This is a genomic window from Bradyrhizobium sp. URHD0069 (genome assembly GCF_000701345.1).
Lineage (GTDB): Bacteria > Pseudomonadota > Alphaproteobacteria > Rhizobiales > Xanthobacteraceae > Bradyrhizobium.
On record NZ_JNIJ01000011.1, the window covers coordinates 78245 to 92780 of the forward strand.

A 14536-nucleotide genomic window follows, 5' to 3' on the forward strand; every position below is an offset into this window, starting at 1 on the left:
AGCTCGCGACTGATCTTGGGGAGCTGCCTGCCGTCGCGGTCAGATGGCGCTATCGCCGAGATTGCCGCCGACAAAGAGGAGCAGCGGCTTTATCTGGCCACCATCGTCGCCGGCTCCGGTGCGCGTGTCATGTGCCGCCGCCACAAGCTTGAGCAAGACGGTGCCGGCTGTCCGTTCCGAAACGGTGCCGGCGCCGCGCGTCAGATGAAAATGCGGAACGCAGTAGCTTGAACCCTTGCGGCGGGGATGGCCGCAAAACGTGATAACTTCGCCCTCCTCGTCGCCGCCGTAAGGGTAGCGGCAATCGCCGAGTTCGAGCTCGATCAGCGAAAGATGCCGCGGATCGATTTCGACACAGCGAAGTTTGGCCGTCTCCGTGCGTTCGAAAACCGGCATCGGCCGCATGAACTCGGGTGGAAGACGCTGGCGTAGTTTGTGAAGCCGGGGTTGTTGGGCTTTCGGCGGCACCATCGGCCGGTGCTTGAGCAAATTTTTGGGCTGTCCGGGACCGGCAACTCCCATGCGCTTGGCGCGGCCGAGCGCGGCATTGCGGGAATAGGCGGTGTTGAACCTGACGTTAATCGCATCGGCGATCTCGGCGTAGGAGAGGCCCTTGGCAAAATATTCCCGCAACGCTTCCGAATGCTCGCTCGACCAGTTTGATTGCATTCTTATCTCTCCCCGATGCTTCCCGTCATTGCGAGCGACGCTGCCAGACTCACCTCCGGTAATTTCGGATATTCCGAAATCAAAGTCAAGCTTGATTTCGGATAATCGGAATTGCTATAATTTCTGAAATTCGGAAAAGATGTGCCATGCTGGATATCAGGATGATCGAGCGGGGACTGGAGAAACCGGGCAAGACCAAGGGCGGTCTGGCGACCGCGATGGGCGTTCGCCCGGGCGCGGTATCGGAAATCCTGTCCGGGCTGCGCCTGATCAAGGCGTCGGAAATCGCGGCCATCATCGATTACCTCGAACTCAATTCGGTGCCGATCATGGGCCGCGTTGGCGCCGGCGCGGCGATCGAGCCGGAACACGAGCAGGTGCCGCCAGAAGGCCTGGGTGAGGTTCAGTTGCCCTTCCCTATTTCGGAAGAAACCATCGCCTTTGAAGTGGCCGGTGATTCGATGCTGCCGAAATACGAAAACGGCGACGTTATCGTGGTCTACAGGGAGCAGCGCCATCCCTTAGCGAGTTTCTACGGAGAAGAGGCCGCGGTCAGGCTGAAGACCGGTGAGCGTTACCTGAAAACGATCGAGCGGGGAAAATCTCCTTCCCTCGTCAATCTCACGAGTTTCAATGCCAAGCCGATCAACGGCGTGAAACTGGAGTGGATCGGCGAGATCTGCGTCACCCTGCCGAGAGGCCAGATCGAGCGTTTGCGGGCCAAAGCCACCGCCCGGACGCGTAAGGCGGCCAAAACCCATGCCGGGCGGGCACAAGAGCAATAAAAGGAATCTCGAATCAGGCACGCCTGCGGATTCTGACCACCGGTGCAATTTTTACGGCCAGCGCGGATTTTTCTGATTTTCAGAATTATTGGCTTGACAAATTTCTGATTTTCAGAAATATTCGGATGCATCGCAAGCCCGCTCCGGGGCAAGAGAGTAGCCTTTGCAGTATTTCGTCGTCATGATCGACTATGGACGGCGCGGGCGCGAGGCCATCGTCGATCCCGAAATCACAAGGCGCGAAGTCATCTCCCGCGTCGTGTCCGGCGAATACAAGAACATCAACTTCATTCACGAAATAACCGATTCCGCGGTCGACGATATTACCTCCGAAATTCTGGCGGAGGCGGCACTTCCGGAAATCGGGATCACCGGCGCCAACCTGCAAGTTGTCGGTTTCGATCACGCGCGGGATCTCCGCAAGCATGAGGAAGTATGACGGCGCGAAGTTCGGATCGGGCCGTCATTATCATCGATTAGCGGCTTGCCTCCTCCGGGTTCCTGTGCCCACCCCTTAACCGTGACGCTGCCGATTTTCATCATCCGCTAGCGGAGTTCCCGGCACCGGATGTTACACGAAAGCCACACTCACGAAAATTGCGCCGTCGTTCTACGAACGTTCGCAAGAGTTGATAATAAGCATTGGTCCTGCGCGGTTAAGCTTTCTGTGGGGCTGAGACTGGTCGTGCATCCTCGTTGAAGGAGACCCCACATGCCAGCTTACGCTCAACGACATCTCGAAGCTGAGCTAACTCCGATTGTTTGCCCGGGTTGCATGGGCATTCTTCCTATGTACGTCAGGGACGTTGAGCCCCATTGGAGTATGGCGAAGATCGATTTCACCTACGAATGTTCCGACTGCGGAACTGAAATCAAGCAGACGATAACCAAGCCCGAACAGCGACACTGAAGCCGAGTTCCCTCGCCGCGGCTTGGCGAAATCGCTGCCTTATGTCGATGACGACCAGAACTTGGTCGCTCAAACCAAGAGCGCGCGCTGGCTCTTCTGCTTATTATGTCGTGCTTGGAACGTGGTTCAAGATCCGCTGCCGACGATCCAGCATTTGGAAAAGGCGGGCCCGCCTAGCGGGCCGATGCCAAGGCCTGATCTACTGACGACCGCATTTCTCCGGCGAGGGAACTCGAACCGTTGCAGCTGGCTGGCCGCACTTGACGAATGAAGCAAGCTCCTTGATCCCGTCTTTGTGATCGGGACAAATGATCTCTACCCGGCCACCCGGGCCCGGGTAGATCGCCAGCCGAAAGCCGTGCAGCTTCACGATCGCAGCCACCAGATTGAGGCCAAGACCCACACCCGGCGTATTTCGGATCTTGTCGGAGCGGTAGAAACGTCGCAGCACGACCTCGCGCTCCTGGTCGCTGATGCCGCAGCCGCTGTCGGTCACGCGCAAAATCGTGGCCTTATCGCCGCGTAACAGCTCAATGCCCACCCTTCCGCCTTCGGGCGTAAATTTGATGGCATTATCGACGAGGTTGGCGACCGCCTCGATCAACAAATCCCGGTCGCCGCGCACGTCAAGGCGGTGCGTCGCAATGACCCGTAGGGCGATATTTTTGTTCTCGGCGATCGGTTCGTAGATGTCGCACACCTCCCGCAGCATCTCGTGCAAGGCGACGCTGTCGAAGCCCACGGAACGGCGGCTGTTTTCGATCTCCGCGAGACGCAATAGCGCGGTGATGATCGTCAGCGACTGATCGATGCCTGCGATTGCCTTATCCGCAACAGTCTGGAGCTGCTCCAAAGTGGTTGCGTTGGTGCGGCCTCGCTCGAGGCTAAGCCGGGCGCGGGTCAAGGGCGTCCGCAGATCGTGGGCGATGTCGTTGCCGACGCCGGCGAGCGCATGGATCATGGTTTCCATTTCATCGAGCATGCCATTGACGATGATCGCGAGCTTCGAAAACGGCTCGTCGACGGTACGGTGCGGAAGCCGCTCGCGCAGATCGCCGGCGATAATGCGCTGAACCCGCTGGTTGACCTCTTCGACCCGCTTCTGGGCGCGCACGCTCAGCCACGCGCCGGCCAACAGGCAAAGACCAAAGCCCGGCAAGAGACCCAGCGCGAGCGCCTGACCGACGACATGGGAGATCTCGCTGGCTTCATCGACATTTCGTCCGATCACCAGCACGTCACCGTTTCGCATACGCCGGGCAATTGCACGGATGACCTGGTGTTCGCGGCGACCTCGATCCGTCCTGATGATGTTGGCGCGTTGCGCCGGAGCGTCGATCCGCAGATCGGATGGCAAGCTTTCCAGATTGCCGGTGATCCGGCGACCGTCGGCGGCAAATATCGCCGCGAGGTGCACTTCTCTGGGATCCTGTCTCAAGCGGTCGTCGATTGCTTCCAGCCGCCGCTCCGGCGATAGGCCGACGATCTCGTCCATTTCCGCTGTTATGACGCGGTCGGATCGCGCCGTCAGGTAGTCATCGATCTGCCAGTAAATAAATCCGAACAGCACGATGACGAAAACTGCAAACACGCCGGCCACCATCAAAGCCCAGTGGAAGGTGTTTGAGCGAATGAATTGCGGTTGACGCATCGCAGTGTCGCCGCCCGGTATCTTTGCTTGACGCCAACCGCGGCGCGCTTCCGGCGGAACCATCCGAAGGTTTATGACACCGCCCGAAGAATGAACCCGGCGCCGCGGACATTATGGATCATAGGGACTTCGTCGGCTTGGTCCACCTTGTGACGCAGACGGCCCATATGCACGTCTACAAGATTGGTTGCAGGAACGAATTTGTAATTCCAGACCTCCTCAAGCAGCATGGCCCGCGTCAGCAACTGATCGCTGCGCTGCATCATATATTCAAGCAGACGAAATTCCCGGGGCAGCAATTCGATCACGCGATCGCCCCGTTTTGCAGTGCGCGCGATCAGATCGAGTTCCAGCGGCCCGACCCGCAGCGTCGTCTCGCGCGATTCGGCCGGCCGGCGCAGCAGTGCTTCTACCCTGGCCACGAGTTCCACGACCGCGAATGGTTTTGTAAGGTAATCGTCCCCACCCATCCGCAATCCGCGTACGCGATCGTCCACTGCGCCAAGCGCACTCAGCACCAGCACCGGGGTGCGCACTTGATCCTTCCGCAGGGCCTCAATGACCGCGAGGCCATCCATTCCAGGCAACAGCCGATCGACGATCATGGCGTCTGGCCGCGATGAACGCGCCTTGTCCAAACCTTCCACACCGTTGGCCGACCATTCGATTTCAAAACCCCGATCGGCCAGCTCGGCCGCAATTTCCTCAGCCGTTTCGCTGTCATCCTCGATGAGAAGCACTTTTGCCATCAACTGATTTCCGACTGCCTTCGCGGTGCTCCCACTTGGCATCCCTGGAACCATACGCCTGATCGAGACCAAAGCCATAATGCCAACCGCCCACAAATGCCAAGCCTCAAAGGAGCCGGATAGCGCCGCCCCGTCTCACTCGGGGGCATAAGACGTGACGGCGCCATCCGCTCTGCGGCTGTCTGACCACCGCCTCCGGGGGGCGAGCGCGGTGGTGCCGCTCATCAAAAACATAGGCTCGAACAACTGGCGGCACCATTAAATAGGCTTTTAGAATCGGCGTGGCGCTCGAGGATCCCGCTGCGGCACCAAGCGTCAGGACATCTGTGCTGCCTGAGGCCGAGTTGGGACCTTGCTGCCTTCGGTCAGATCGAAGGCTGGATCAAGACGCGCTGATAGTCTTCTGCTGATGCAGCGCCTGCACTTGGACTTCTTCCGCTACCGCATTGGCTGTCGCAATAGTGCGCCTCGAACTTCTCCGGCTGGAAGTTTGAAGCCCGCTGGTTGACGATACGTTTCACCAAGTCGAGCCGACAAACCGGCTGGCGGCGAGGTCTCCCGTCAACAGCCCGATGGCGGCGATACGCCCGGCGTTGCCGCAGCGCCCGTTGCGTTGGCCGGCGCCATCGTGGCGGGCGTCGACAGATCCATCGTCATGCTCTCGGCGCATGCCGACGTATTCGGCGTCGGCATCACCGCCGTTGTCGGATCGATGCTAGTGCCAGCTAGCTGCGCGACTGTGGGTTGAATCGTACCAGGCGGGGGGCTGCTCGGAACCTCGGGGGTCGAGAGCGGCAAAGCGGCGCCGTTGGTCGGCGGACCTCCCGGCGTAGAGCTGCATACGGTAGTCGACGGGCTGCCCAGCGGAGACACTGGCGATATGGTTCCGGTCGTGCTGCCGATGATCGACGTGGGAATGGTCCCCAACGCGGTTCCTGGCATCATCGCGGTCGACGACACCGTCGTTGTCGATGGCATCGTCGTGGTCGATGGCATCACCGTGGCTGTGCTGCCCGATGTGGAGGCGGTGGTCGGTACCGTGGTCGATGGCACCGGCGTTGTGCCCATGGAAGGTGGCGGAGAAGCTGCTGCTAAAGCCGAGGACTGCACCGGTACGGTCGAGTCGGGAAAATCTGACATGAATGATGAGGCTGGTTGTGCGGACAACGGCAGCGGGGACGCGATGGAGCTACCCGTTGTGGGCGCGGAAGAAACCGTCGTCGGTGCCGCGGAAACCGGTGGCATGGTTCCGGTCGACATCGGCGTAACCGTCACCGTCGGCGTTCCAGGCGCGATTTGACCTGTTGGGGCAGAACAGGTCACGACCGTCCCCGGCGTTGTCGGGTCAGAAGCCAGCGGCACCGGTGCCAGCGTCGTGCCGGGAGTGCCGGGCTGGGTCATCGCCGAGAACGGGCTCGGGCCATTGAGTGGAGAAGTCACGATCGCCCCTGGCGTCGATGGAATGCCCATGGCTGTGGTACCCATGGTGGAGACCTGCGCCATGCAAGCGCTGCAGCCTGCCAACAAGATGGCCGTCGTTGTAACCAGCAACCGTCGCATCGCCATTGCCTCCTCTGCTCCGATCTAGCTTGTCCGCGGTTTGTCTTTGCGAACCGCGACCTTGTCGCCTTCCGCCAGGTTCACCATCGGATTGAGGATGACCTGATCGCCGGGCTTGACGCCGTCGTGCACTTCGACCTCCGTGCCGAAGTCACGTGCAATCGTTATTTTCTGCAGATGGACAATGCCATTCTCGACGACCGCGACATGCACGCCGTTCTGATCGAATACCACCGCATCGGCGGATATGATCATCGATGGCGTCTTTCTCGGGATGAATAACTCGACAGTGCAATAGATCCCGGGACTGAGAGCGCCGTCCGGATTGGGAACGTCGATCTCGGTCAGCAGCGTCCGGCTGCCGGGCTGCAACGCGCTCGCTATACGCGTGACTTTGCCGGGAAAGGTGCGATTGGGAATCTCGGGGACATGGACCACCGCGTCGACGCCGGGCCCAACCCCGAAGGCCTCGTCCTGGGGGACGAACACCTGGGTGCGGATCACGTCAGCGTGCATCAGTGTAAACATGAAGGTCGACCCCGACGTCACCAGGCTGCCGTTGTCGATGTTGCGCTGGGTAATCACACCGTCGAACGGCGCAACGACGCGCTGATAGGCCTTCTCCTGCTCCAGGATTCGAATCTGGGCTTGCTGAGCTTCAATATTCGACTGAGCAACTCCCACCGCTGCCTGCTGCGCCTGCAGGGTCAGGCGGTCGTTGTCGCCCTGCTGAAGCGTGAGCCATCCTTGCTTGACCAGATTGCTGTCGCGCGCATTAGTGACCTGGGCGAGCTCACGGCTTGCCTGCGTCTGTTGCAATGTCGCCTGGTTCTGGGCCAGCGTCGCCTTGGCCTGCGCAATCTGGTGGTCGAGCTCCGGGGCGGTAATGTCCGCCAGCAGGGCGCCCGCCTTGACCCGGTCACCGATATCGACGTAGCGCTTTTCGATGTAGCCGCTGGTGCGCGCAAAGATATTCGCCGCCTCAAAGGCCGTCGTGGTCGCCGGCAGGCTGACGGTGATTTTGCCGCTGCTGGCGTGGACCGCATCGACACGAACCTCGGGGACAAGCGTCCTGCTCCGTTGCGCGGTGGCCGCGAGCTCGAGCTCGGCCTGGTAGTGGCGCCAACCTCCTATTCCAAGGCCACCCACGAGCAACAGCAGTGCGCCTCCGCCCAGCAGCGCAGCTCCATACCGGCGTCGCCGCTTGGGCGCAGCGTTGGGTACCGCAACGATGCGATCGGTGTCGGGATCAAGCCGGTCCTCAACACCATCATTTCTTGGCCGTACATGAATCTCGGTCATTCTGGAACTTCCTCGAATACGCCATGGTGAGGCTTTCCATCGTTGCCCTTGCGCAGCATGGCGAACAGGTAAGGCACAATCAGTAACGTTGTCGGCGTCGCGAACAACAGGCCGCCGATGACGGCGCGTGCCAGCGCGGCATTCTGTTCCTCGCCGGCGCCGCCGATTGCCATCGGGATCATGCCGACGATCATCGCGGCCGCCGTCATCAGCACCGGCCGGATTCGGGTGCGGCCGGCGCTCAGCGCGGCTTCAAAGGCCGAATGGCCCTTCAGCTGCTGCTCACGCGCGAAGGTCACCAGCAGGATCGAATTCGCCGAGGCCACGCCAACCGCCATGATCGCCCCCATCAGCGAGGGCACGTTCAGCGTGGTGCCGGTGATGAACAGCATCGTCACGATGCCGCAGAGCGTCGCCGGCAGGGCCAGGATCACGACGAACGGATCGCCCCAGGTCTGGTAGTTCACGACCATCAGCAGGTAGACGAAGACGGCGGCGAACAGCAGTCCGATGCCGAGATTCCGGAACGAGTCGTTCATGCTCTGGATCTGGCCAACCACCTGAATCGTATTGCCGGGTTTGAGCTTCTGCTGCAGCTCCGCCGTGACCTTGTGGATGTCGGCAGCAACACCGCCGAGATCGCGGCCCTGCACGCTGGCATAAACGTCAAAGACCGGCTGGATGTTGGTCTGGTTGGAGTTAGTGGGCACCTTGTCCCGCTTGAAGGTCGCGACATTGCTGAGCATGCCCGGGACCGGTTGGCCGCTCACCGCCGAGAGCGAGGTGGAGACCGGCGTGTTTTTAAGCGCATTCAGCGAATTGACTTTGCGTTCCGGCGTTTGCACGGCAATGTAATAGGGGATGCCCGAGGTCGGATCGGTCCAGAAGTTGGGCGACACCTGCTCCGACGAACTGAGGCTGACATTGACATTGGTCGCCACCGTGCTGGCATTGAGGCCAAGCTGCGCTGCCCGGCTCCGGTCGATCTGGGCGTAGAACGCCGGAGCGTCGACTTCCTGTTGCAGATGCGCGTCGACAATGCCCGGAATCGCGGCAAGGCGTTGACGGAGCTCCTTCGCGACGGAAAGATTGTTCAGGTCATAGCCCATCGTCCGGACGTCGATCTGCGCCGGCAATCCGAAGTTCAGAATCTGCGTCACCATGTCGGCCGCCTGGAAATAGAACGTGCTTTCGGGAAACGCTGCGGGCAGCACCTGACGCAATTTCTTGATATAGTCGGCGGTCGGCTTGTGCCCCTCCTTCAGCTGAACCTGGATGACACCGTCGTTGATTCCGATCGTGGAACCATCCGCGAATGCCAGATTGTAGGCTCGCGCCGGCAGCCCGATATTGTCGATAATGAGCTCGCGGTCCTTTTCCGGAATGACTTCGCGGATCTTGTCCTCGACCTTCTGGAATATCGCCTCGGTGCTTTCGATCCGGGTTCCGGCAGGGGCGCGAACGTGAAGCTGGATCTGGCCGCCATCGATCAGCGGGAAAAAGTCACGGCCAACGGAGAGCAACATCACCGTGCCGAGGCTAAGTATCAGGACGGCGACGACGGGCACGATGACCCGCCGGCGAAGCAGCATCGCGAGCAGTTTCGAGTATCCATTACGCATGCGCTCGAAGCCGCGGTCGAATGCGGCGGACATCCGCGAGAAGAAGCCGGTCGGGGCATCATGGTTGTCGGTGTGGCGGCGTTCGCTCTTCAGCAGCAGGCCGATCGTGATCGGAGTGAGTGTCCGCGACAACCCGTAGGACGCCAGCATTGCAAACACGACGGCAAGCCCGAGCGGCGTGAACAGATATTTGGCGGGTCCGTCGAGGAACACCACCGACGTAAATACGCAACTGATGGCGAGCGTCGATACCAGCGTTGGTATCGCGATTTCAGCGGCGCCGTGCAGCGTCGCTTCGGAAAGCGGCATGCCCTCCTCGGTCCACAGACGATGGGTGTTTTCGATGGTCACGGTCGAATCGTCTACCAATATGCCGACCGCCAGCGCCAGGCCGCCCAGGGTCATGGTGTTCAGGGTTTCACCGAGGAAGTACAGCACGACGAGCGACGACAGAATCGCCAGCGGAATCGAGATCATCACCACCAGCGTCGAGCGCCAGGAACCGAGGAAGATGAGGATCATCAGCGCGGTGAGGCCCGCCGCGATGGCGCCTTCGCGCAGCACGCCATTGACGGAGTTAGTCACGAATATCGACTGGTCGAACAACTCGCCGATCTTGAGTCCGGCCGGTGCCGCAGCGCGGGCCGTCTCAAGCGCCTTCTTCACGCCGTTGACGACCGCAAGGGTCGAGGCATTGCCGTTCTTGATGACGCTGAGCAAGACCGAGCGCCGGCCATTCTCGCGCACGATGTTCTGCTGCACCAGCGATCCGTCGCGGACCTGCGCCACATCCTTCAAAAAGATCGTGGCGCCGTTGACGAACTTGACCGGCATCATGTTGAGGTCTGGGATTGACGCCGGCGTCGCGTTGGTCCGCACCACATATTGGGTGTTGCCGATCTTCGCCGTTCCCGATGGCAGCGTCAGGTTCTGCGTATTGACCGCGTTCACGATGTCGAGCGGCGTCAGTCCCCGCGACAGCAGCTTGTCCGGGTCGATATCCACCATGATCTGACGGTACTTGCCACCCGCCGGTGTCGGCAGGGTGACGCCCGGCACCGGCGCCAATTGCTGCCGAACGCGGTAGATGCCGTAATCGTAAAGCTGCTGTTCGTTCAGGCTGTCCGAACTCAGGCTGAGCTGCAGAACCGGAACGCTCGACGCGTTGAACTGCACCACGATCGGCGGCTGGATGCCGGGCGGCATCAGCGCACGAATGGAGTCGGTGGCGGAGACGATTTGCGCGATGGCGAGGTCGAGATTGACGTCCGGCTGGAAGTAGATCTTCTGGATCGACAGGCCATTCAGGGTCTGCGCTTCCATGTTCTTGATGCCGCTGACGTTGGCGCTGATAGAGTACTGGCTATAGGTGCTGACGCGCTGTTCCATCTCCGGCGTCGAGAGACCGGTGTAGCTCCAGACAACGGTAACGACTGGAATGCGGATTTCGGGAAAGATGTCGGTCGGCATCGTCCGGATCGCGGCGATCCCGAGAAACAGGATTAGGGCGGCGACCACGTAAAACGTGTGCGGAAATCGCAGTGCGAAACGAACAAGTCCCATAACATATCCTCATGGCGCGCTGGCCGCGCCAATGGCGCGACCGGCGCACCCACTACTTCAATTGCACTTGCACCAATTTCAATTGCACCACTGGGCCGGGCTTTTCATGATGACCTTCGGCGATCCCGAGATAGCGCCGCTTTATCCTGGCCTCCCCATGCACGACCCGCCGGATCGCGCCGTCCGCATTGACGATCGCCGAACCGGCCGGATTGGTCATGAAGGCAGCCAGCGGTTCCAGCGGCCCTTCGCCATTGCGCTCATGAGCAAGTGCAATCACGTAGGGTTTCTTCGGCTCCAGTCCAGTGACCGACGCCTGCAGCACCTGGGTCAGCCCCCGATCGAACAGCGCGACGCTGATCGCCGCCTTGTCGTCGCCAGTACCGGCGTCACCGACAGTCCGGCCCTTAAAGATTCGCCAAAGAAATTCCCGACACCACAGACAAAGCGTCGCGATTCCTTTGAGGATGGCGGCCAAAAGCACTATTCTCAATTAAAAACCAATTTAGAGTTTTGAATTCGCTTTTGAATGGCTCAAAATCTGTCGGCTTATCAACAAACTCATCAACCGACCAATAATCGGTGATTAGCCTGGTTCCCGGACTCAAGATCGGGTGACGACGAAGTGGCTTCGGGTAGCCTTCACCTGCGATGCGTTGATATCGCAGAACCAGAGAGCGGATTTCTATTTTGCGCCCTTGAGGTCAGTCAGATATTCAACGATCGCACCGACATCCTCTGGGGCTATCGGGGCCTTGTAGGCGTTGATCATCTTAGTGACTTCCGCTGCCCAGGCTTGCTTCGACAACGCCGGCTGGTTCAGCACCATCTCAGCCGAATGACAGGCGAGGCAATTGTTGTTGATCGCGTCCGAACCTGGGCCGGGAAACATCTTGTCGCTGTCCGGCAGATCGACTTTCACCGGCTTCAACTCGAAAGCTGTGGCGGCGCGCCCAACGAGGGGCATTGACGCTGTGCCCAACAAAATGACGGCCGGCAGCAAATTGCGAAACATTATAGATACTCCATCAAACTGCGATCACCTCGACCGATTCCACTACATTGCGCATGAAGCCCGCCGGATTCCAGTTTGGTGTGTCGGGTTGCGCTACGCCGTTATTGTTGGTGCAACGGGTCAACAAACTGTACTTCCCAGGCGATGGCAGCGTGAATTGCGTCTGCCACTGCCGAAATCCATATTTGCCTTCGTCTTTTCCCAATTGCGTCTGGCGCCAGTTTTGACCGTGATCTACCGAGTACTCGACGCTTGCCACACCACAATCGCCGCCGAACGCAATGCCGCGCAACGTCGTCGGCGCGGCGGCTTTCACGCTGTGGCCCGAGGCAATATTTGTGACAAAGGATCTGGGCACCATTCGATTGATCGGGACCATCTTCACGTCCGTCTCGCCCGGCTTGATGCTGGCGTGTGGCGTATCGGGAATGGTGTAGGCAACTTTTGTCCAGTAATTCGTGTCGGGCACATTCAATACTTCGATATCGTTCAGCATCTTGACCCAATAGGTCGCATACCAGCCGGGAACGACCAGCCGCAGCGGAAATCCGTTCACCAACGGCAGTTGCTCGCCGTTCATGGCATAGGCGATCATCACTTCACCATCGCGCGCGTGGTCGATATCCAGCGCCTTCATGAAATGCGGCGCCTCTGCCACGACCGGCTCGTCCAAGCCCGTTAACCGGACCTGTACGGCACCCGGCTTCACGCCAGCTTTATCCAGCACATCCTTCAGACGGACTCCCATCCAAAGAGCGTTGCCCATGGCGCCATTCGCCCATTCCCCGCCGGGCACCCGAGGCTGGAAGAAGCCTCGCGAGTTGCCGGAGCACTGGTTCACTGCAGCCAATTGAACACTCGGCAATCCGTGAACGATATCGTTCAACGACAGCGACAATGTTTGATTTACATGGCCGCGCACCCTTAGGCTGAACTTGCCGATGTCAATATCCGTCGGGATGACCGCCCAGTGCCAGCGCACATAAAACTGATCGTTGGGGGTGAAGACACTTTTGTCGAAGACTTCAAACGGTGTTTCCAGCAGCGGCGGACGGGTCCGCTGCAGGATCATCTGTCCTTTCTGTGGGAAATCGGTCGTAATTGGCCGCGTCCCGGGACCACCGGGTAGCGGAAGATTGATCGTCGTTTGCGCCCAGCTCGGAGCTGTAAGAGCCAAGGTTCCTACACCTGCCGCACCTAGCAGTCGGCGTCGTGTGATCGCGTGGTGAAGAGGGCCGTTCTCCGCCATTTGCTCCCTCCTGAATATCCATGCTTTCTGTCGGTGGACGGTAACAGCCGGCCAGGTGGAGCATCACGTTTCCTCGCGATCTCCTCAATTAAAAATGGATTTAGAATCCTGAAATCGAATTTGAATGTCGTGATCGGCGGGATTGGAAATCCGGCAACCGCGCGGATACACCATGGTCGGCGGTCTCTTTTTCTCGCCATTGATACATCAAGTGAAGGCCGCGGAGTCACCGGACGCAGCTTTCGCGCGATCTGCCGAACGACGTCCGCACGCAGCATAAATCCTTATTTAATCGCATTTTTGCGCAGGCACGACCATTTTGGTTGGAAGCGAAGGAATGCAGTGGCGCGCTAAATAGGCTGCGCCTGTGGTGCGATGAGCAAGAGTAGAACGATGGACCGTATTCAATCCCACCATGCCGAGATGGAATTCGTCGAGATTCCCGGCACCTCCATTCGAGCTTCGCGCATCGCGCTTGGGACATGGGCCATCGGCGGCTGGATGTGGGGCGGGAGCGACGAGAGCGATGCTATCAGCGCAATCCACGCAGCGCTCGACGGCGGCATCAACCTGATCGATACGGCACCCATCTATGGCTTCGGACGTTCGGAGGAAATCGTTGGCAAGGCGCTGGCCATCGACGGCCGGCGCAAGCATGCGTTCATCGCCACCAAAGTCGGGCTCGACTGGAAGGACGGCAAACCGTTTCGCAACGCCCGCAAGGCGAAGATCATCGAGGAAGCCGAGAGTTCCTTGCGGCGCTTGCAGACCGATATCATCGATCTCTACCAGGTCCATTGGCCGGATCCGCATACACCGATCGCGGAAGTGGCCGAAGCAATGGGCGAACTGCATCAAGCGGGAAAGATTCGCGCCATCGGCGTGAGCAACTTCAGCCCGGCTCAGATGAAGGAATTTCGCAAGGTCGCCCCCCTGCATGCGGCTCAGCCGCCTTACAATTTGTTCGAGCGCGGCATCGAACAAGAGGTTCTGCCCTACTGCCGCGCGCGAAACATCGCGGTGCTTGCCTATGGCTCGCTGTGCCGGGGGTTGTTGTCCGGCAGCATGTCAAGATCGAGTCGTTTCACCGGCGACGATCTGCGCAAGAACGATCCCAAATTTCTCAGCCCTCGATTCGAACAGTATCTCACTGCGGTCGAGAAGCTGGACCAGTTGGCGCAAGAACGCTTCAATAGACGGGTCATCCATCTCGCTGCGCGCTGGGTACTCGATCGCGGCGAAAAGAACATCGCATTGTGGGGTGCGCGCCGGGCCAACCAGCTCTCGCCGATCGCCGACGTCGTCGGCTGGCACATCGACCGTGTCACGATGGCTGAGATCGACCGAATTCTGCAGGAGACAATCAGGGATCCGATTGGTCCGGAGTTCATGGCACCGCCCGATCGTCTCGCTGCGTAAGTCAACCAGTTCGACTCATCTAGGTATCCTCGATGAAAGCCT

At 59.7% G+C, this 14536-nt stretch carries 13 protein-coding genes; 4 read left to right on the plus strand and 9 right to left on the minus strand.

Features of this window, described 5'->3' with window-relative positions; all coding sequences use genetic code 11:
• Positions 1 to 39: 39 nt before the first annotated feature.
• Positions 40 to 669: a GcrA family cell cycle regulator gene (locus N554_RS0105795; protein ID WP_081851119.1), complete on the minus strand. Its 630-nt coding sequence runs from the start codon at positions 667 to 669 to the stop codon at positions 40 to 42.
• Positions 670 to 815: 146 nt separating this feature from the next.
• Between N554_RS0105795 and N554_RS0105805 the strand changes: the two genes are divergently transcribed.
• Together N554_RS0105805 and N554_RS0105810 are read left to right on the plus strand one after the other, a co-directional pair.
• On the plus strand, positions 816 to 1454 hold the full coding sequence (locus N554_RS0105805; RefSeq protein WP_029582623.1) for a S24 family peptidase: 639 nt from the start codon (positions 816 to 818) through the stop codon (positions 1452 to 1454).
• A 163-nt stretch (positions 1455 to 1617) separates the two neighbouring features.
• On the plus strand, positions 1618 to 1893 hold the full coding sequence (locus N554_RS0105810; protein ID WP_029582624.1) for a hypothetical protein: 276 nt from the start codon (positions 1618 to 1620) through the stop codon (positions 1891 to 1893).
• 670 nt (positions 1894 to 2563) lie between these two features.
• Here N554_RS0105810 and N554_RS0105820 read toward each other — a convergent pair.
• From N554_RS0105820 to N554_RS39600, 3 genes are all read right to left on the minus strand, one after another.
• Positions 2564 to 4015, minus strand: coding sequence for a sensor histidine kinase (locus tag N554_RS0105820; RefSeq protein ID WP_081851144.1), 1452 nt, complete (start codon positions 4013 to 4015; stop codon positions 2564 to 2566).
• Positions 4016 to 4086: 71 nt separating this feature from the next.
• Positions 4087 to 4764: a response regulator transcription factor gene (locus N554_RS0105825; protein ID WP_029582627.1), complete on the minus strand. Its 678-nt coding sequence runs from the start codon at positions 4762 to 4764 to the stop codon at positions 4087 to 4089.
• Positions 4765 to 5281: 517 nt separating this feature from the next.
• On the minus strand, positions 5282 to 5434 hold the full coding sequence (locus tag N554_RS39600; RefSeq protein WP_156041794.1) for a hypothetical protein: 153 nt from the start codon (positions 5432 to 5434) through the stop codon (positions 5282 to 5284).
• A 210-nt stretch (positions 5435 to 5644) separates the two neighbouring features.
• Between N554_RS39600 and N554_RS37190 the strand changes: the two genes are divergently transcribed.
• On the plus strand, positions 5645 to 6064 hold the full coding sequence (locus tag N554_RS37190) for a hypothetical protein (protein WP_156041795.1): 420 nt from the start codon (positions 5645 to 5647) through the stop codon (positions 6062 to 6064).
• Positions 6065 to 6348: 284 nt separating this feature from the next.
• Here the strand turns inward: N554_RS37190 and N554_RS0105840 are convergent, their stop codons facing one another.
• From N554_RS0105840 to N554_RS0105860, 5 genes are all read right to left on the minus strand, one after another.
• Positions 6349 to 7626, minus strand: a complete 1278-nt coding sequence (locus N554_RS0105840) for an efflux RND transporter periplasmic adaptor subunit (RefSeq protein WP_029582628.1) — start codon at positions 7624 to 7626, stop codon at positions 6349 to 6351.
• A complete protein-coding gene (locus tag N554_RS0105845) occupies positions 7623 to 10811 on the minus strand; it encodes an efflux RND transporter permease subunit (protein WP_029582629.1) in 3189 nt (1062 codons plus the stop codon). Before N554_RS0105845 ends, N554_RS0105840 begins: the two co-directional genes overlap by 4 nt.
• Positions 10812 to 10863: 52 nt before the next feature.
• Complete coding sequence (locus tag N554_RS0105850; protein WP_156041796.1) at positions 10864 to 11289, minus strand: hypothetical protein; 426 nt, start codon at positions 11287 to 11289, stop codon at positions 10864 to 10866.
• A 207-nt stretch (positions 11290 to 11496) separates the two neighbouring features.
• Positions 11497 to 11826 (minus strand): hypothetical protein, encoded by a 330-nt coding sequence (locus N554_RS0105855; protein WP_029582631.1) that lies wholly within the window; start codon positions 11824 to 11826, stop codon positions 11497 to 11499.
• A 13-nt stretch (positions 11827 to 11839) separates the two neighbouring features.
• Positions 11840 to 13075: a molybdopterin-dependent oxidoreductase gene (locus N554_RS0105860; RefSeq protein ID WP_029582632.1), complete on the minus strand. Its 1236-nt coding sequence runs from the start codon at positions 13073 to 13075 to the stop codon at positions 11840 to 11842.
• Positions 13076 to 13468: 393 nt separating this feature from the next.
• Between N554_RS0105860 and N554_RS0105865 the strand changes: the two genes are divergently transcribed.
• On the plus strand, positions 13469 to 14494 hold the full coding sequence (locus tag N554_RS0105865; RefSeq protein ID WP_371259458.1) for an aldo/keto reductase: 1026 nt from the start codon (positions 13469 to 13471) through the stop codon (positions 14492 to 14494).
• Positions 14495 to 14536 lie beyond the last annotated feature (42 nt).

Excerpts from the sequence above, each read along its gene's own strand:
- N554_RS37190 (WP_156041795.1), top strand. The coding sequence starts at position 5,645 with ATGGTTCCGGTCGTGCTGCCGATGATCGACGTGGGAATGGTCCCCAAC.
- N554_RS0105865 (WP_371259458.1), top strand. The coding sequence starts at position 13,469 with ATGGACCGTATTCAATCCCACCATGCCGAGATGGAATTCGTCGAGATT.
- N554_RS0105805 (WP_029582623.1), top strand. The coding sequence starts at position 816 with ATGCTGGATATCAGGATGATCGAGCGGGGACTGGAGAAACCGGGCAAG.
- N554_RS0105840 (WP_029582628.1), bottom strand. The coding sequence starts at position 7,626 with ATGACCGAGATTCATGTACGGCCAAGAAATGATGGTGTTGAGGACCGG.
- N554_RS0105855 (WP_029582631.1), bottom strand. The coding sequence starts at position 11,826 with ATGTTTCGCAATTTGCTGCCGGCCGTCATTTTGTTGGGCACAGCGTCA.
- N554_RS0105820 (WP_081851144.1), bottom strand. The coding sequence starts at position 4,015 with ATGCGTCAACCGCAATTCATTCGCTCAAACACCTTCCACTGGGCTTTG.
- N554_RS0105860 (WP_029582632.1), bottom strand. The coding sequence starts at position 13,075 with ATGGCGGAGAACGGCCCTCTTCACCACGCGATCACACGACGCCGACTG.
- N554_RS0105825 (WP_029582627.1), bottom strand. The coding sequence starts at position 4,764 with ATGGCAAAAGTGCTTCTCATCGAGGATGACAGCGAAACGGCTGAGGAA.
- N554_RS0105845 (WP_029582629.1), bottom strand. The coding sequence starts at position 10,811 with ATGGGACTTGTTCGTTTCGCACTGCGATTTCCGCACACGTTTTACGTG.
- N554_RS39600 (WP_156041794.1), bottom strand. The coding sequence starts at position 5,434 with ATGCGCCGAGAGCATGACGATGGATCTGTCGACGCCCGCCACGATGGC.
- N554_RS0105795 (WP_081851119.1), bottom strand. The coding sequence starts at position 669 with ATGCAATCAAACTGGTCGAGCGAGCATTCGGAAGCGTTGCGGGAATAT.